Here is a 14,128-nt window from a genome sequence, read left to right as displayed (position 1 = left end):
CCGAGCTCCTGATTTTTTCGTACGCGGGTATGGCGCCGCACGAGCTTGCGGCGCATGCTGGTTGGTGGAGCTGGTTGAGGGGGCGCCATGCGCGGAGACAAGCATCCAGAGACGCCGGTCGCGGAGTCCACGGTCGAGGAGACACCGGCGACGGCTGCCGGCATCGTCATCGGCGAGGTCGACGGTCTGCTGTGGGAAGACACGAGCGGAGTCGACATCGTCAGCGTCACGATCGTCACAGGTCAGGTCGCAGTTCCGGTCGATCGCGGACGGTGGCGATCCGGAGGCATCGTCGAGCTCGGATATGAAGTCACGCAGGTCGAGCAGGCTCCCTCGCTCAACCACCTGCGAGACCTGTCCCTCCGTCAGACGGTCGAGCAGGTGGCGGAGTACTACGCCGTTGCCCTCGGCGGCCCTCCGCCGGGGCCGGACCCCCAACCGCTACCCCCTTGGTGGATCGCGGAGGACGAGCGTGACTGAGATCGCCAAGAGCGTCCTGGGTGGTTCCTGGACACTCGTGCTCGGTTGGATCCTGCCGAGCTCACTGGGGTGGAGCCTGTTCGGTTTCCTGGTGATCCCGAGCCTGACGAACCTCGACATCTTCGCGTCCGTGTCGAGCTCAAGTGCGTCCAACCAGGCCCTCGTCCTGCTGGCGGCCTCGGTGATCCTGGGGCTCACGTTGGCGAGCGTGGCCACGCCCCTGTACCGCGTGCTGGAGGGATACGTGTTGTGGCCGCCACGACGAGCAGCATCGATGACCGAGAAGCACGTGCTCGCTCGCCGCGCAGCCAAGGAAGAAGTCACGAAGGCGCGCGGCGCACAAGGCCGGCTCGACCTCCGTGGAGCGCTCGCACTCGAGCGGTTCCGCAGATATCCCGACGACGAGGACCAGATCGCGCCGACTCGACTCGGCAACGCGATCCGCAGGTTCGAGTACTACTCATACGACCGCTACCAGCTCAGTTCGCAGCTCTTGTGGAACCAGCTGCGGGCGACAGCCTCCGAGTCGGTGGTCAAGGACGTGGATGATGCGCGCGCGGGCGTCGACTTCTTCGTGTGCCTGCTCTACGTCTCGGGCGCTGCCTCTGTCTCGGCACTCCTCGCGCTCCTGAGTCCCGAGCGCCAGGCGGCGAGCCTGATCCTGGCCTTCATCATCGGCGCTGCGGTGGCTGTTGCCTGCTATCGCCTTGCGGTCGTTGCCACCGATGCGTGGTCGAGCGCCGTCAGGGCGTTGGTGGACACAGGGCGACTGCCGCTTGCGAAGGGCCTCGGGCTCCGTATGCCGGAGACCTTGGCACAGGAGCGGGAGATGTGGCAGCACGTCGGGTGGTTCCTCGGCTACTCCTTCAACGCAGGGGCCGTCGGGAACCTCGATGCGTACCGCGCAGTGGACGAGACGGGCGAGCACGACGGGGGAGACGAGGAGTAGTCGCGCGGATGCGGGGTCGAGCTTCAGCGCCAGTCGAAGTACTCACGGTGGATCGCGGAGGCTGCGACCCCGGCCTCCCGGAACCCGCTGCTCAGCGCCTGGACCATTGGCTCAGGCCCGCACATGAACACCGATACCGACTGAACGTCGGTCTGGACCGGAGCGTTGTCGGCCGGCCGGGACATGGCGAGCGCGCCCTCGGCGGTCAGCCGTCCGGCGACGGTGGAGTCGATCACGTGGACCCGGACGTTGGGATGGTGCTCGACGATCGCCTGGATCTCATCGACGTAGGGGGCGTCGCCGGCGACAGAGTAGAAGAAGTCCACCCGGTCCGAAGCCGGGAACTCCTCGAGCGACCTGAACCAGCTCAGGAATGGGGTGACGCCGACCCCACCGGCGACCCAGATCTGGTGCGAGGTGCCCTTCGTGTGGGTGAACCGTCCGTGCGGTCCGCTGAGCACCGCAGGCATGCCCGGTCTCACGGAGTCGGACACCGCCGACGTGTAGTCCCCGAGCGCCTTGATCGTGACCCGGACCTCGGGGTCGGACGGGCTGCTCGCGAGCGTGAACGGGTGCCGATGCCATCCGGACTTCGTCTCCAGGTGCAGCATCGCGAACTGGCCCGGCGCATACCTCAGGGGGCGACCGAGCGGGCGCAACGAGATCTCGGTCATTCCGTGCCCGATGACCTGGACCTCGCTCACCTGGTAGTCGCGAAGGCCATGTCCTCGGCGGGCGAACACCTCCCGGTACATGTAGAACGCCAGACCGACTGCCCCGACGACGACGTAGGTCCAGCGCAGGACGGGGGGCCCGTCGAAGGCCGTCGCGTCTGCCAGTCCGTGGGCGAACCCGATGGCCACGAACAGGCCCGTGGTGCGGTGCACGAAGCGCCAGATCTCGTAGTCGCTCACCAGGCGTGCGACCAGGCGGGCAGGAGGCCACTCGTGGATCGCCTCGATCACGCGCCGACCGGGGGCGGGTACGACGGTGCGCCAGCGAGGGAGGATGGCCCACACGATCAGTGTGGCGAGGCCGATCGTCGCAATGACGCCCGCCGGACCGGCCCACGAGGGTGCGCCCGGTTGCCCACGGTGCGACATCAGGATGTGTGGAACCAGCAGCAGGATCCCGGCGATGGCGCAGCGCCGGTGCCAGATGGCAGCGCGGTCGATGCCGTCGAAGTACGTCTCGACCCACGGCAGGGTGCTGATGAGCACCAGCGCGATCGACATCAGCAGGATCGACTCGACGCCGGCCAGCTGGCCCAGGGAGTTGCCGGTCGCGAGGTCGGCGGGTCGAGCGGCCAGCCACAGGGCTGCCATGCCCACGACCGCTGCGATGATGCTGGCCGGCCCCACCAGACGTAGCGATTGTCTGGCGTAGAGACCCATACCCGCACACTAGACGCGGACGGTGTCCCCGGGACCATTCCTCGAGCTCGGACGCAGCGTGTCCTGACCGGGTGGACTGCTCGGCGCGCCCCTCGGGGCGGGTCAGAACACCGGCGGCCGGCGACTCCGGCGCTGCACCATCGGGTCAGTGCGCCGAGGACTGCATCTGGTCGGCAGAGAGCGTCCCGCCGTTCTCCGCAGCCGCCTCGAACATCGGCAGGTGCTGGTCCAAGGAAGCTCGCCGCAGGTTGGTGAAGACGCGGGTCAGCGTGGCATCGGACTCGGCCGCAGACAGCAGCCGATCGTAGAGGGCGACGTTCGCGTCCTCGCCATCGGCCCAGGCTGCTGCGGCTGTGGCCAGATCTGCGGGCGCGGCGACCCGGCCCAGCCACGGATTGGCGGGAACGGTCACTCCGCGCCGCTCCAGCTGGCGGGTCAGGGCCGCGATGTGCTGCTCCTCGGCGGCCTTGATCGACGCGTATGGCTCTACCTCACCGAACTTTTCGATCACGGCAGCGTAGGAGGCCGCCGCGGCATATTCGCCGGTCGGAGCCATCAGGGCCTCCCATGCTGCGGCCGCGAGGGGGTCGGACGGCGCGGCCGGAGCGCTCGCGGTCGACGGGGCGCTGGTGGACGTGGAGGAGTCGGCAGGTGGGGGCGTCTGGCTCGATCCGGCGCCTGAGCACGCGGACATGAGTCCCGCCGACGCCACGAGGACGACGAGCGGTGTGGCGATTCGACGATAAATCACGTGGCGGGTCATGGTCTCTCCTGATAGGTATACCCCTAGGGGTATCACAAGATTCTGTGTGATCTCTGTGCTTCCTTCGCCTCTAGTCAGATGAGCCCTTCATGAGGCAGTCTGAGCGAACGACGAGAGGGAGTCACATGGTGCGTTATTGCAGGAGATTGGCGGTCGTGGCGCTGGCCATGGCCACGATGTCGATCGGTCTGACCGGTACGACGGCGCAAGCCGGAACGGGACATCACGGAAGCCACCACGGGTCGTCGCACGCGACCGGTTGGTACGTCGCCCTCGGCGATTCGCTGGCCGCCGGCTACCAGCCGAATGCCGGCGACGACAAGACCGGCGGCTACGTCGGTGCCGTGCTGGCCGCGGAGAAGCGCACGGCGCGCAAGACCAAGCTGCGCAACCTCGCCTGCTCCGGCGAGACGAGCACGACGCTCGTCGACGGTGGCCGCTGCGACTACGTCAAGGGCAACCAGCTCGACCAGGCCCTGGCGTTCATGCGCGCGCACCGGCGCACGACCAGCCTCGTGACGATGACGATCGGTGCGAACGACGTCACCCCGTGCCTGCGGGCCACGGACCAGAACGCGTGCATCCAGGAGAGGCTGGCGGTCCTGGGTGCCAACCTGCACACGAGCCTCGCGAAGATCCACGCAGCCGCCCCGGACGCGCGGATCGTCGTCACGAACTACTACAACCCGTACCTCGCGTTGTACTTCACCAATCCCGCCCTGGCCCAACAGACCAGCGGCCTGCAGATGGCCCTCAACAGCACGATCGCCACGGTCACGGCCCCGTACGGCACGACGGTCGACGTGGCGTCGGCATTCCAGTCGTACGACACGACGGTCGTGGGGGGCGTGCCGACGAACGTCAGCAGGATCTGCACGCTGACGTGGATGTGCTCGCTCAACGACATCCACGCCAACGACGACGGCTACGCGCTGATCGGTGCGACGGTCGCCGCGGCACTGCCACGCGCACGGGGCCACAGGCACTGACCCTGGAGGTGTGTCGTGAACCTCGAGCTCGATGGCCCGGTGGTCAAGTGGTGCGGATCCGTGACGTCGAGCTCACGACCGCGCCGCCCCCCAGGACGGTAGCTACCGCGTACCGCTCAAGGGTGCGATCCGGCTGGAGCGGTCGGCGTACCGTGGCGGTGTGGACGCTGATGAGGGCATCGCTGGACGGGTGCGCAGCACCGTGATGCGCTGGCTCCCCGCAGGTTCGCTGGCCCTCGCGGCCGCCGTGGTCCTCGCGCCGGGCGGGAGGGACGCCGTGTCCGTCGCGATCGGGATCGTCCTGCTGGTCGCTGCGGTGGGCTTCTCGCCGCTGTTCTTCCCCCGGTCGCTCAGCGACGCGGCGGCCCGCGCGGAAGCCGCGGCACGCGGGGTACCGCTGATCTACTGGCGCCCGGGCTGCACCTACTGCTTCCGGATGCGTCTCTTGCTCGGGAGGATCGGCAGCCGGGCGGTGTGGGTCGATGTCTCGCGCGACGACCGGGCTTCGGCCCGCGTCCGTGAGGTCAACGGCGGCAACGAGACCGTGCCCACGGTGTTCGTCGGCGAGGACGCGCACACCAACCCGTCGCCGAGCTGGGTTCGCGAGAGGCTCATGGCGTAGCCGAGGACGGCTCCGTCACGCGCGGAACCGCCCTCGGCGCGAAAAGCGGTCAAGCCGGCTCGTGATCGGTCAGGGCAGAGACCGCTGTGCGGTCGAAGCCCCTGAACGCCATCCAGCATCCGAGTGTGAGCTCCCAGGCGGCGATGGGGAGGGCCAGCAGCGTCGCCGGCCCGGACACCTGGTCGAAGACTCCGAAGAGAGTCGCGATCGCCGAGCCGAGGAGCAGCGGAGCGCCGATCAGGCCCACGGTCGGGATGATGCGGGGCACCAGGCGCGATCGGTAGAGGATCGTGCCGAGCAGCAGCGCGTTGATCGCGGGCACCAGACCGGGGCCGAGCAGGAAGGTCCAGTTGCGGAGGTCCACCAGGGCGGTGCCGGTCGTCGTCAGTGTGGTCGCGTCCGCGCCGAGGCCGGCGTAGTCCTGCCGGAGCGTCACCACGGCGAGGAGGCTGACGACCCCGATCATGATGATGGCGGCCTCGATCAGCCGAGAGGTCACGAAGCCCAGCGCCAGCGACTCGTTGCGGCGCCGTAGCACGGGGAACAGCGCGACGGCGGATCCGACGGCAGTCAGGGCGTTCACCACGTCGAGCATGCAGCCCCAGATCACCCGGGTGTCCTGGCCGCCGCCGGTGATGTAGCCCGCGTCGTTCAGCACCGGACCGATGAGGATCGGGGCGGGCCGTCGTGCCGCCGGACTACAACGGTTAGCACCAGCGCTGCTGGGCCCGAGCGCACCACGGTGAGCGTGACTCATGCCGGGGCCGGACTGCCGGTCGCGCGATCCGCACGGGCCAAAGGTCCCACCAAGTCAGGAATCTGGTCGATGTTGCCGGCCCGCGGCTGCTGAGATGCTAAGGCTTATGACAGCGACCTTGGAGCACCTGCAATCCCGTCATGCCGTGATGGTCATTGGCATCGTGCAGGGGCGTCCGTACGCAGGCGCGCTCGCCTACGCGCTGGAGCGGGCGCTGGTCGACCGGGCACAGATCCGGGTCGTCAGCGTCGGTCCTGATGGATCCCGGCCGAACATTCCGCTCGACGCGGTGGTCGAGCAGGGCGATCCGGTGGAGGTCCTGTCCAGGCGCACCGCGGAGGCGGACATCCTGGTGGTGCAGTCCTCGGCCGACTCAGCGGCGGGTGTCGCAGACATCGTGATGGCCAGGCTGCGCGCAGACCTCTCTTGCTTGCTGATCGAGGTCGACGGTGATGGCGAGATCATCCGGGCCAGTGGCCCCGCAGGTCCGCACCAGACGAGGGCGGTCGCCACGCCGCGACCCCAGCCGCAGGAGGGTCGAGGGACCGTGACGGTGGGTGTCGACGGCTCCGTCACGAGCGACGCCGCGGTGGCCTGGGCCACCGAGTTCGCGCTGGTGGTGGGGGCCAGTGTGCAGATCGTGTCCGCCTACCCCCATACGTCCGCGAGCAGCCACTGGTCGAGGTCGGACGCAACGCAAGCGGTGGCCGACGCCGCCGAGATAGCGGGAGTTCCGGTCGTCCAGACCCGCGTCATGGCCGGCGAACCGGTCGACGTGCTTCTCACCGCCAGCCTCGACTCGAACCTTCTGGTCGTGGGTCGGCACGGCACCCAGGGGATCGTCCACAGCGCGCTCGGTGCCGTGGGTGATGCCTGTGCGCGGTTGGCAACGTGCCCTGTGGTGGTCGTGCCGTGACCAGCCACTGACACCGAGCGACAGGTCGGTGGTCGGCCGGTCATGATCGGCTGACATCCGGGGCAGCTGTCCAGCTACGACAACGTGGAGTGCCCGGTCGATCTTCTAGTCCTCCCCGTCCGCGGAAAGTCACGACGGTGGGGTCGCGTTCTGGACGTGTGTGGCGATGATGGCGTCGATCTGGTCCGTCAGGGCGAGGTTCAGCTCTGGGTCGAGGGCGTCCGGGTGCGGAGCGGCGAAGCGGCCGGCGTCGTTGTCGTAGTAGGTCCCGGAGGCTTCCGCGAAGTCGGTGCCGACAGCGGCTCGGACCAGGATGTCGGCGCCGATGCCGATGTCGTTGCCGTCGATGCCATACCCCTCCTTGACCATCTTGGTGGCGAGCAACGACCCGGGATTGACCGCGACCATCACTGGCCCCCGCTCGAGGGTCGTGGCCAGATGGCGCGACCACATGGTCAGGGCGAGCTTGCTCTGCGCGTACGCGGCGCCGTCGGACAGGGTCTCCTTGCCGGCGAGGGCGCGCAGGTCGACCGGCGCCTGGGCCGCCGACGAGAGATTGATGACTCGATCCGTGGGTCCGAGCAGCGGAAGCAGGAGCCTGGTCAGCAGGTAGGGGCTGATCGTGTTGACGACGAAGCGCGTGTCGAGCCCGTCGCTGGTGACGGGCTCGGGAGTGCGGAACACTCCGGCATTGTTGATCAGCACGTCGAGGTGCGGGTGCCCCTCCTTCACGGCTGCCGCGAGGGCCTCGACGTCTGAGAGTCGCGAGAGGTCGGCCACGAAGGTCGAGACCGCGCCGCCCCCGTTCGTCGCGCGGACGGCTCGCTGGGTGTGGGCCACCTTGGCCCGGTCCCGGCCGTGCAGGAGGAGGTGGTGGCCCAGCGCGGCCAGCCGGGTCGCGGTCGCCAGGCCGATGCCGTCGGTCGAACCCGTGAGCAGGATGGTCTTGGGTGACGTCGCCATGGAGGGTCCTCGACTGGTAGCGGTTCCGACACGTGCGGGTACCTCTCGAGCATGATCGAGAGCGTGTCCATCGGCAAGAAGGCACTTCAGTGGGCACTGCGCACCCCGATGAAACCGCCGCGGTGCTAAGCCGTCGTCGTGCGGTGCCTCGCCAGCGAGTCCGACGCCCGGGCCAACCCGTCCAGCAGCAGGTCCAGCGTGAACTCGAACTCGTTCTGGCTGTCGCACCAGCCGAGTGGATCCTCGCCGGCGTCGTGGACCTCCGAGGCGACCATCGCGGTCAGGTGGGGGAGCATCTCGGCCATCGCGGCGAGCTCGGCCTCGGCGGCCTCCTCGTCGAGCGTGCCGCCCTCGGAGTCAGGGGTGAACAGCTCCTGGGTGAACCCGAGCACCATGGTCCCGAGGGCGTGGATGCCCTGGTGCGCCAGGTGATAGCCCAGGCCCCCGCGGATCATCGTCGCGAGGATCTCCTCGTAGTACGGGTACAGACTCGTAGGGATGCTCGAGCGAGATCCGAGCAGACCCGGCGCCCAGCGGTGGTCGACCATGACGCTGCGGGCCGCGAGGCAGCGATGGCGCACGGCCGTACGCCAGTCGTCGTCGGCCGACACCGCAGCGTCGACGGCCGCGTGGATCCGGACGATCACGGCCTCGGCGAGCCCGTCGAGCAGGCCCGCCTTGCCCGGCACGTGGTGGTAGAGCGACATCGCCTCGACGCCGACGTCGGCGGCGAGCCGGCGCATCGTCACGGCCGACATGCCCTCGGCATCGGCCAGGGCGATCGCCGCAACGAGCACCCGCTCCCGGCTCAGGGGCGTCCGTACTTCACGCGTCGTCACACCATCTCCTCGTCTCTTGCGCAAACCTTACGCTGTATGTCATTCTTACGCTGTAAGGCACCCAAGGAGATCCCATGACCACCGCCACGACCGCGAGTCCTCGACCTGAGTCGATCACGCCGGAGCTGGTGCGCACAGCCCGCACGACCGGCCTGCTTTACCTCGGGCTGGCGCTGACCGGGCTGGTCGGCTACCTGCTGATCCGCAGCCAGCTGTTTGCCGCGGACGACGCCGAGGCGACCCTGGCCAACCTGACCGAACGCGAGGCTCTGGCCCGGCTGGGGATCGTGATGGAGATGGGTGTCGTGATCACACAGGCGCTCGTCGCGCTGTGGTTCTACCGGCTGTTCAGGAGCGTCAACACCTTCGCTGCGGGTTCGATCGCGGCTTTCGGTCTGGTCAATGCGGTGGCGATGCTCGGCAGCGTCGCCCTGATCGCGACGGCCCTGGATGTCAGCCGGGACGCCACACTGGCCGTCGGCGGCGGGGCGGCCGGCACCGCTCAGCTGCTGTACGTCGTGAGCGAACACCTGTGGCTCATCGGCGGGATCTTCTTCGGTCTCTGGCTGATCCCGATGGGCTGGCTCGTCCGGCAGTCGGGCTGGATGCCCGACCTGCTCGGCTGGGTCCTCATGGTCGGCGGTGCGGGCTACGTCGTCAGCGCACTGCTGAGCCATGTCCTCCCCGACGCCGGCGTGACGCTCGACCTGCTGGTCGTCCCCGCGACCGTCGGTGAGCTGTGGATGGTCGGCTACCTCTGCGTCCGGGGCGTCCGTCGCGCATGAGGGCCGTGGTCCACGACCGGTACGGGCCACCGGATGTCCTGCGCGTCGACGACGTCCCGGTCCCGTCGCCCGCCGCCGGGCAGGTGCGGGTCGAGGTCGCCGCGACGTCGGTCAACCTCAGTGACTGGGAGTGCCTGCGGGGGGCGCCGGCCTACGCCCGCACCGGCGGTCTTCGGACCCCGTCGCGCCGGACGCTGGGATCGGACATCGCCGGGGTCGTCGACGAGATCGGGTCGGGAGTCACGCGATTCCAACCCGGGGACGAGGTGTACGCCGACAACCTCGCGTTGAAGGGTGGCTTCGCGGAGCACGCCCTCGTCGCGGAGTCCGCCCTGGCCCGCAAGCCCACCGGACTGACGTTCGCGGAGGCGTCCGCCATCCCGCAGGCGGGTGCGATCGCGCTGCAGGGCACGGCGGCGGCCGGACCGGGCGTCCGAGTCCTGATCAACGGCGGGGGAGGGGGGTCCGGGATGTTCGCGATCCAGCTCGCCAAGCGGCTCGGTGCCCACGTGACCGGTGTCGACAACGCAGCGAAGCAGGACTTCATGCGAGCGATGGGCGCCGACGAGGTGATCGACTACCGCCGCGACGACTTCACCCGCTCAGGGCCGTACGACCTGATCCTTGACCTGGTCGCGCACCGGTCGGTGCTGGCCTACCGCCGCGCTCTCGCGCCGGGCGGTACCTACCGGTGCGTGGGCGGGTCGGTGCGCACGCTCCTGCGTGTGCTCACTGCGGGCTCGGCGGTCGGCCTGCTCACCGGTCGCTCCCTCGGGGTGCTGGTCGTCAAGACCGGACCGGGCCACTTCGAGCCGGTCGCCGACCTGTGCGTCGCGGGCGACGTCGCGATCCACATCGACCGGACCTTCCGGCTCGAGGAGGTGCCCGCTGCCCTCGCCCGGGTCGGAGAAGGCCGCGCGCTCGGCAAGATCGTCGTGGTCCCCTGACCAGGGCCGGTCAGGCGCCAGTGTGGACGGACTTCAGGTCGGCGAAGAAGTCGGCCCACGACTGGTGTGGGCGGCCGGCCGCGGCCTGGAAGTCGCCGGAGGTGTCGTACGCGCCATCACGGATGCCCTGGTAGATGCCGGCCACAACCGTGCCGATGAAGTCGCCGAGCTCCGCGACGCGTTCGGTGCGGTAGTCCTCGAAACTCATCGAGCGATAGCCGATCGGGACACCCATGGCGTCACCGAGCAGGGTGGCCAGCTCGGTCTGGGTGATCGGCTCGCCACTGAGGCTGTACGTCTGGCCGTCGCCGGCCGAGCCGGTCAGCATCCGGGCGTACGCGTACGCCAGCTCGGGCCGCGTCGTGTAGGCGCAGCGTCCCTCGCCGGCGCAGTTGGTGATCTCGCCGAGCTCGGCGTACGTCGAGGCATACTCCACATCAGGCTCGATGTAGATGCCGTTGCGGCCGATCGCCCAGGCCAGTCCGCTCGCCCTGACGTCGTCCTCGGTCTGCCGGTTGCTCTGCACGACCGGCGAGAAGGCGGTGCCGCTCGCGGGGCCCTGGATGCTGGTGTACACGATCTTCTGCACGTGGTTCGACCGGGCGGCCTCGATGACGTTGCGGTGCTGCCCGATGCGTTGGTCCGGAGCGTCCATTCCCGAGACGAGCAGCACACGGTCGATGCCTGCCAGCGACGTCACGAGCTCGTCGCGGTCGTCGTAGCTGCCGGGACGCACCTCGACCCCGAGGTGTGCGGCGTTCGTGGGGGTCCGGGCCAGGGCCACGACGTTGTCCGCGCCGATCTCGGCCGCAGTTGCCGCGACGATGGCAGCTCCGAGCTTGCCACTGGCAGCAGTGATGGCGACGCGCACGATGTCTCCTAGGGACGTCTGGTGGGGCCCCCAGCCTTGCACGGGTGCTGGGTCGCCCCGGATCGATCCCCTCCGGTGCTAGCGTGACGAACACGTCGGAGATCGGACACCGGACCGCACTGTGACACCGGACCGCACTGTGACACCGGACCGCACTGTGACACCGGACCGCACTGTGACGCCGACGAACGTCTTTGCACGAGGAGAGCCCATGAGTTCCCGCACACCCCGCGAGCTGATCGAGGGCCGGCCGGTTCTCGTCGTGATCGACATCCAGGGCGGCGGAGCAGGCGAGGGCGAGTCGGCCATTCCGTTCATGCCTGGCTACCAGGAAGCGATGGATCGCGCACCGGCGCTGGTGGCCAAGGCCCGCGAGTGCGGCATCCCCATCGTGTTCTTCCAGGAGGCGCATCGCCGCGACCTGGTCGATTTTGGCCGCGAGCTCGACGGCGCCGAGGACGTGCACCTGCTCGAAGGCGATCCCGGCACCGAGATCGCGGCCGCTCTCGGCCTACGGCCCGACGACTATGTGATCCGCAAGCGCCGCTACTCGTGCTTCTTCGGGACCGAGCTGGAGATCCTGCTGAAGGGGCTACGTGCCGAGACCCTGATCCTCATCGGTGGTCATACCGACGTCTGCGTCCACTACACGTTCGTCGACGCCCATCAGCATGACTACTTCTGCCGGGTCGTCGAGGATGCGGTGGCCGGCTCGAGCGTCGAGGCACACGCGGGCGCCCTGCGCGCCATGGAGTACCTCCAGACCGGTGCCCGGTGCAGCAGCGCCGAGGTCCTCGCGGCCTTCGAATCGGCCGCGTCCTGAACCGTCGGGGCTAGGTGTCCTCGCCGGGATCCGGCGCCGCGCGGTCCTCGCCGAAGTCCGGCACCACGGCTATCTCGGGGTCGTCCTGCTGCGAGTCGATCGGAGCCTCGGGATCGTCGCCCGGGAGCTCGTCGTACGGATCGTCAGGTTCGATGGGTGTGTGGGTCATGGCTGTCCTTCCCTCGGAACCGGACTCATACCCATCGACCCGCCGGCCCATGCATGCTCAGAGCAGCCTGCGCAGCCGATCCGTCGGGACGAGCCTGGTCAGCCGCCGGGGGATCGGGAGCCCCGCGAGGTGCGTCGACTGGGGCGGCTCCGGCGCGCAGAGACCCGATGCCCGGGAGGTCTCGATCCGCTCCGCCAGCAGATCCAGCGTGTGGACGATGCGCCGGGCCCGAAACTCGGCGTTGGCCGAGGAGCACTCGATCACGACGGCGGGTCGGGTGTCGCGGGTCGTGCCGAGCGCCACGATGCCGGGATCGTCCAGACGGTGCACGGTGCGCAGGATCCGTTGCTGGCGCGACTCGCTGGAGAGCCGGTACGTGGAGGACCAGGATCGGTGAGGGGGCATCGTCAGTCTTGTCGCTGGTGGCCCGGCAGGCCGGTGATTCCAGCCTAGGAGCGGCAGCGGGTCCAGGCGGCCGGAAAGGGGCTCACGGCGGGTGAACAGCTGACGCCAGGATCATGAACGCACAGGACGCCACCGACGAGGGACGGCCCGGTGACCTGGCCGCAGAGGCAGGCCCTGACCGCAAAGATTGACTCCGAGGAGGCTGGTCAGCCGCCGACAGGCCCCGCGTGCGATCCGCCTGCGGTGACGATCTCGAGCTGATCGGGCTCGGTCGCCTTCGGCGCCAGCCACACCGCGAAGAGCGTCGTGACCGGAACCGCGAGGACGAGGCCGATCGCACCCACCAGGGTGCGCACGATCTCAGTGCCGATCTCCTCGGTCGTCGCCATCTCGGCCAGACCCCGCTGATAGGCGGTGATGAGCAGCAGCACCGTCATGGCCGAACCCGCGTAGGCGAACACCAGGGTGTAGACGCTCGAGGCGATGTGGTCTCGGCCGATCCGCATCGCCGAGGCGAACAGCGAGGCGCCACGGGCAGCCGGTTGCAGCGCCCGCATCTCCCAGACCGCGCTGGCCTGCGTCACGGTCACGTCGTTGAGCACGCCGAGACCGGCGATGACCATCGTGGCGGCGACGATGCCGGAAAGGTCGATCCCCGGCACCGTCGCGATCAGGATCTGATCGTTCTCCGAGCCGACGCCGGTCAGGTTGGTCCACATCGTCGAGCCGAGACCGAGGGCGGCAGTCAGGCCGATGCCGACCAGGGTGCCGAACAGCGCCGCGGTCGTGCGGATCGAGATCCCGTGGGCCAGGTAGAGCACCGCGATCATGATCGCGGTCGACCCGACAATCGCGACGAGCAGCGGTGACTCCCCGGCGAGGAAGGCCGGCAGCATGAACTTGGTCAGCGCGAGCATCGTCACCCCGATGCCGACGATCGCGAACAGGCCGCGCCAGCGCGCAACCGCGATGACCAGGACCGAGAAGGCGATCGCGAGCGCCGTGATCGGCAGGCCGCGCTGGAAGTCCAGGAACTCGTACGACACCGACTGGCCCTCCGGAGCGATCCGAATGAGCTTGACGTCGTCGCCGCGATCGATGCCGGCCTTGAATCGCGATGCGTCGAGGTCGAAGGTCGCGGCGCCGTCGTCCGTCGTGGCCGTGATGTGGGCGCAGTCGCCCCTGACCTGCTGGATCCCGTCGGGTCCCTCGCCGCCGCTGTTGCAGTCGAACGGCTCGATGCCCGTGACGGTCGCCTCGACGGTCGTGACGCCCTGCCCGCTGTAAGGATTCTGGTCGCGCGGCACCTGGTCCGCGTCGGGCCACAGGGCGGCCATCGCGGCCATCGCGACGCCCGCGATGGCGAGCACGACAATCGTCAGCACCGAGGCCAGCCTGCGTCGGGGGGGTCCGTAGTCGGCAACCGAGCTGTGCGAGTGAGTGTGTGCCACGATGA

The 14,128-nt window shown here is 69.1% G+C and carries 17 protein-coding genes; 8 read left to right on the top strand and 9 right to left on the bottom strand.

The features are described from left to right. Positions 1-87 precede the first annotated feature (87 nt). Positions 88-480, top strand: a complete 393-nt coding sequence (locus C6I20_RS11570) for a hypothetical protein (protein WP_118396102.1) — start codon at positions 88-90, stop codon at positions 478-480. Continuing rightward, the gene (locus tag C6I20_RS11565; RefSeq protein WP_118396101.1) at positions 473-1,429 is read left to right on the top strand and encodes a hypothetical protein; all 957 of its coding nucleotides are present in this window, start codon (positions 473-475) and stop codon (positions 1,427-1,429) included. Before C6I20_RS11570 ends, C6I20_RS11565 begins: the two co-directional genes overlap by 8 nt. 23 nt (positions 1,430-1,452) lie before the next feature. Here the strand turns inward: C6I20_RS11565 and C6I20_RS11560 are convergent, their stop codons facing one another. Then, positions 1,453-2,823, bottom strand: coding sequence for a ferredoxin reductase family protein (locus C6I20_RS11560; protein WP_118396100.1), 1,371 nt, complete (start codon positions 2,821-2,823; stop codon positions 1,453-1,455). Positions 2,824-2,968: 145 nt separating this feature from the next. Further along, positions 2,969-3,586, bottom strand: coding sequence for a hypothetical protein (locus C6I20_RS11555; RefSeq protein ID WP_216822876.1), 618 nt, complete (start codon positions 3,584-3,586; stop codon positions 2,969-2,971). A gap of 155 nt (positions 3,587-3,741) precedes the next feature. On the opposite strand from C6I20_RS11555, the gene C6I20_RS11550 reads away from it, so the two are divergent. Next, entirely contained in the window at positions 3,742-4,575 is an 834-nt protein-coding gene (locus C6I20_RS11550; RefSeq protein WP_162891285.1) for an SGNH/GDSL hydrolase family protein, read from the top strand. A 160-nt stretch (positions 4,576-4,735) separates the two neighbouring features. After that, complete coding sequence (locus tag C6I20_RS11545; protein WP_216822875.1) at positions 4,736-5,197, top strand: glutaredoxin domain-containing protein; 462 nt, start codon at positions 4,736-4,738, stop codon at positions 5,195-5,197. A 49-nt stretch (positions 5,198-5,246) separates the two neighbouring features. Here C6I20_RS11545 and C6I20_RS11540 read toward each other — a convergent pair whose 3' ends face one another. Next, positions 5,247-5,855: a DUF4386 domain-containing protein gene (locus tag C6I20_RS11540; RefSeq protein ID WP_216822874.1), complete on the bottom strand. Its 609-nt coding sequence runs from the start codon at positions 5,853-5,855 to the stop codon at positions 5,247-5,249. A 205-nt stretch (positions 5,856-6,060) separates the two neighbouring features. On the opposite strand from C6I20_RS11540, the gene C6I20_RS11535 reads away from it, so the two are divergent. Next, positions 6,061-6,870 (top strand): universal stress protein, encoded by an 810-nt coding sequence (locus tag C6I20_RS11535; RefSeq protein ID WP_118396097.1) that lies wholly within the window; start codon positions 6,061-6,063, stop codon positions 6,868-6,870. 129 nt (positions 6,871-6,999) lie between these two features. Here C6I20_RS11535 and C6I20_RS11530 read toward each other — a convergent pair whose 3' ends face one another. Further along, on the bottom strand, positions 7,000-7,833 hold the full coding sequence (locus tag C6I20_RS11530) for an SDR family NAD(P)-dependent oxidoreductase (protein ID WP_118396096.1): 834 nt from the start codon (positions 7,831-7,833) through the stop codon (positions 7,000-7,002). A gap of 125 nt (positions 7,834-7,958) precedes the next feature. Further along, positions 7,959-8,672 (bottom strand): TetR/AcrR family transcriptional regulator, encoded by a 714-nt coding sequence (locus tag C6I20_RS11525; protein ID WP_118396095.1) that lies wholly within the window; start codon positions 8,670-8,672, stop codon positions 7,959-7,961. 74 nt (positions 8,673-8,746) lie between these two features. On the opposite strand from C6I20_RS11525, the gene C6I20_RS11520 reads away from it, so the two are divergent. Both C6I20_RS11520 and C6I20_RS11515 read left to right on the top strand, forming a co-directional pair. Beyond that, on the top strand, positions 8,747-9,457 hold the full coding sequence (locus C6I20_RS11520) for a DUF4386 domain-containing protein (RefSeq protein WP_118396094.1): 711 nt from the start codon (positions 8,747-8,749) through the stop codon (positions 9,455-9,457). Next, complete coding sequence (locus tag C6I20_RS11515; RefSeq protein ID WP_118396093.1) at positions 9,454-10,404, top strand: NAD(P)-dependent alcohol dehydrogenase; 951 nt, start codon at positions 9,454-9,456, stop codon at positions 10,402-10,404. Before C6I20_RS11520 ends, C6I20_RS11515 begins: the two co-directional genes overlap by 4 nt. A 10-nt stretch (positions 10,405-10,414) precedes the next feature. On the opposite strand, the gene C6I20_RS11510 is transcribed toward C6I20_RS11515, so the two are convergent. Continuing rightward, entirely contained in the window at positions 10,415-11,275 is an 861-nt protein-coding gene (locus C6I20_RS11510) for an NAD(P)H-binding protein (RefSeq protein WP_162891284.1), read from the bottom strand. Positions 11,276-11,486: 211 nt separating this feature from the next. Here C6I20_RS11510 and C6I20_RS11505 point away from each other — a divergent pair, with 211 nt between their 5' ends. Continuing rightward, positions 11,487-12,098 (top strand): cysteine hydrolase family protein, encoded by a 612-nt coding sequence (locus C6I20_RS11505; RefSeq protein ID WP_118396092.1) that lies wholly within the window; start codon positions 11,487-11,489, stop codon positions 12,096-12,098. Positions 12,099-12,108: 10 nt separating this feature from the next. Here C6I20_RS11505 and C6I20_RS17140 read toward each other — a convergent pair whose 3' ends face one another. The 3 genes from C6I20_RS17140 to C6I20_RS11495 all read right to left on the bottom strand — a co-directional run bounded on the left by C6I20_RS17140 (position 12,109) and on the right by C6I20_RS11495 (position 14,123). Further along, positions 12,109-12,267 (bottom strand): hypothetical protein, encoded by a 159-nt coding sequence (locus tag C6I20_RS17140; RefSeq protein WP_162891283.1) that lies wholly within the window; start codon positions 12,265-12,267, stop codon positions 12,109-12,111. A 57-nt stretch (positions 12,268-12,324) separates the two neighbouring features. Beyond that, positions 12,325-12,672 carry a hypothetical protein gene (locus C6I20_RS11500; RefSeq protein WP_118396091.1) on the bottom strand — a complete coding sequence of 116 codons (348 nt, stop codon included), beginning with the start codon at positions 12,670-12,672 and terminating at the stop codon, positions 12,325-12,327. Between the two features lie 206 nt (positions 12,673-12,878). Then, positions 12,879-14,123 (bottom strand): YibE/F family protein, encoded by a 1,245-nt coding sequence (locus C6I20_RS11495; protein ID WP_162891282.1) that lies wholly within the window; start codon positions 14,121-14,123, stop codon positions 12,879-12,881. Positions 14,124-14,128 lie beyond the last annotated feature (5 nt).

Origin of the sequence: Aeromicrobium sp. A1-2, from assembly GCF_003443875.1 — a bacterium.
GTDB lineage: Bacteria > Actinomycetota > Actinomycetes > Propionibacteriales > Nocardioidaceae > Aeromicrobium.
Note: the sequence above shows the minus strand (reverse complement) of the source record. Positions and strands in the feature narration are given on the sequence as shown.

What these genes read in the sequence shown, in the direction of transcription:
- C6I20_RS11570 (WP_118396102.1), top strand. Translation starts at nt 88, where the DNA reads ATGCGCGGAGACAAGCATCCAGAGACGCCGGTCGCGGAGTCCACGGTC.
- C6I20_RS11560 (WP_118396100.1), bottom strand. Translation starts at nt 2,823, where the DNA reads ATGGGTCTCTACGCCAGACAATCGCTACGTCTGGTGGGGCCGGCCAGC.
- C6I20_RS11555 (WP_216822876.1), bottom strand. Translation starts at nt 3,586, where the DNA reads ATGACCCGCCACGTGATTTATCGTCGAATCGCCACACCGCTCGTCGTC.
- C6I20_RS11535 (WP_118396097.1), top strand. Translation starts at nt 6,061, where the DNA reads ATGACAGCGACCTTGGAGCACCTGCAATCCCGTCATGCCGTGATGGTC.
- C6I20_RS11530 (WP_118396096.1), bottom strand. Translation starts at nt 7,833, where the DNA reads ATGGCGACGTCACCCAAGACCATCCTGCTCACGGGTTCGACCGACGGC.
- C6I20_RS11520 (WP_118396094.1), top strand. Translation starts at nt 8,747, where the DNA reads ATGACCACCGCCACGACCGCGAGTCCTCGACCTGAGTCGATCACGCCG.
- C6I20_RS11515 (WP_118396093.1), top strand. Translation starts at nt 9,454, where the DNA reads ATGAGGGCCGTGGTCCACGACCGGTACGGGCCACCGGATGTCCTGCGC.
- C6I20_RS11505 (WP_118396092.1), top strand. Translation starts at nt 11,487, where the DNA reads ATGAGTTCCCGCACACCCCGCGAGCTGATCGAGGGCCGGCCGGTTCTC.
- C6I20_RS17140 (WP_162891283.1), bottom strand. Translation starts at nt 12,267, where the DNA reads ATGACCCACACACCCATCGAACCTGACGATCCGTACGACGAGCTCCCG.
- C6I20_RS11500 (WP_118396091.1), bottom strand. Translation starts at nt 12,672, where the DNA reads ATGCCCCCTCACCGATCCTGGTCCTCCACGTACCGGCTCTCCAGCGAG.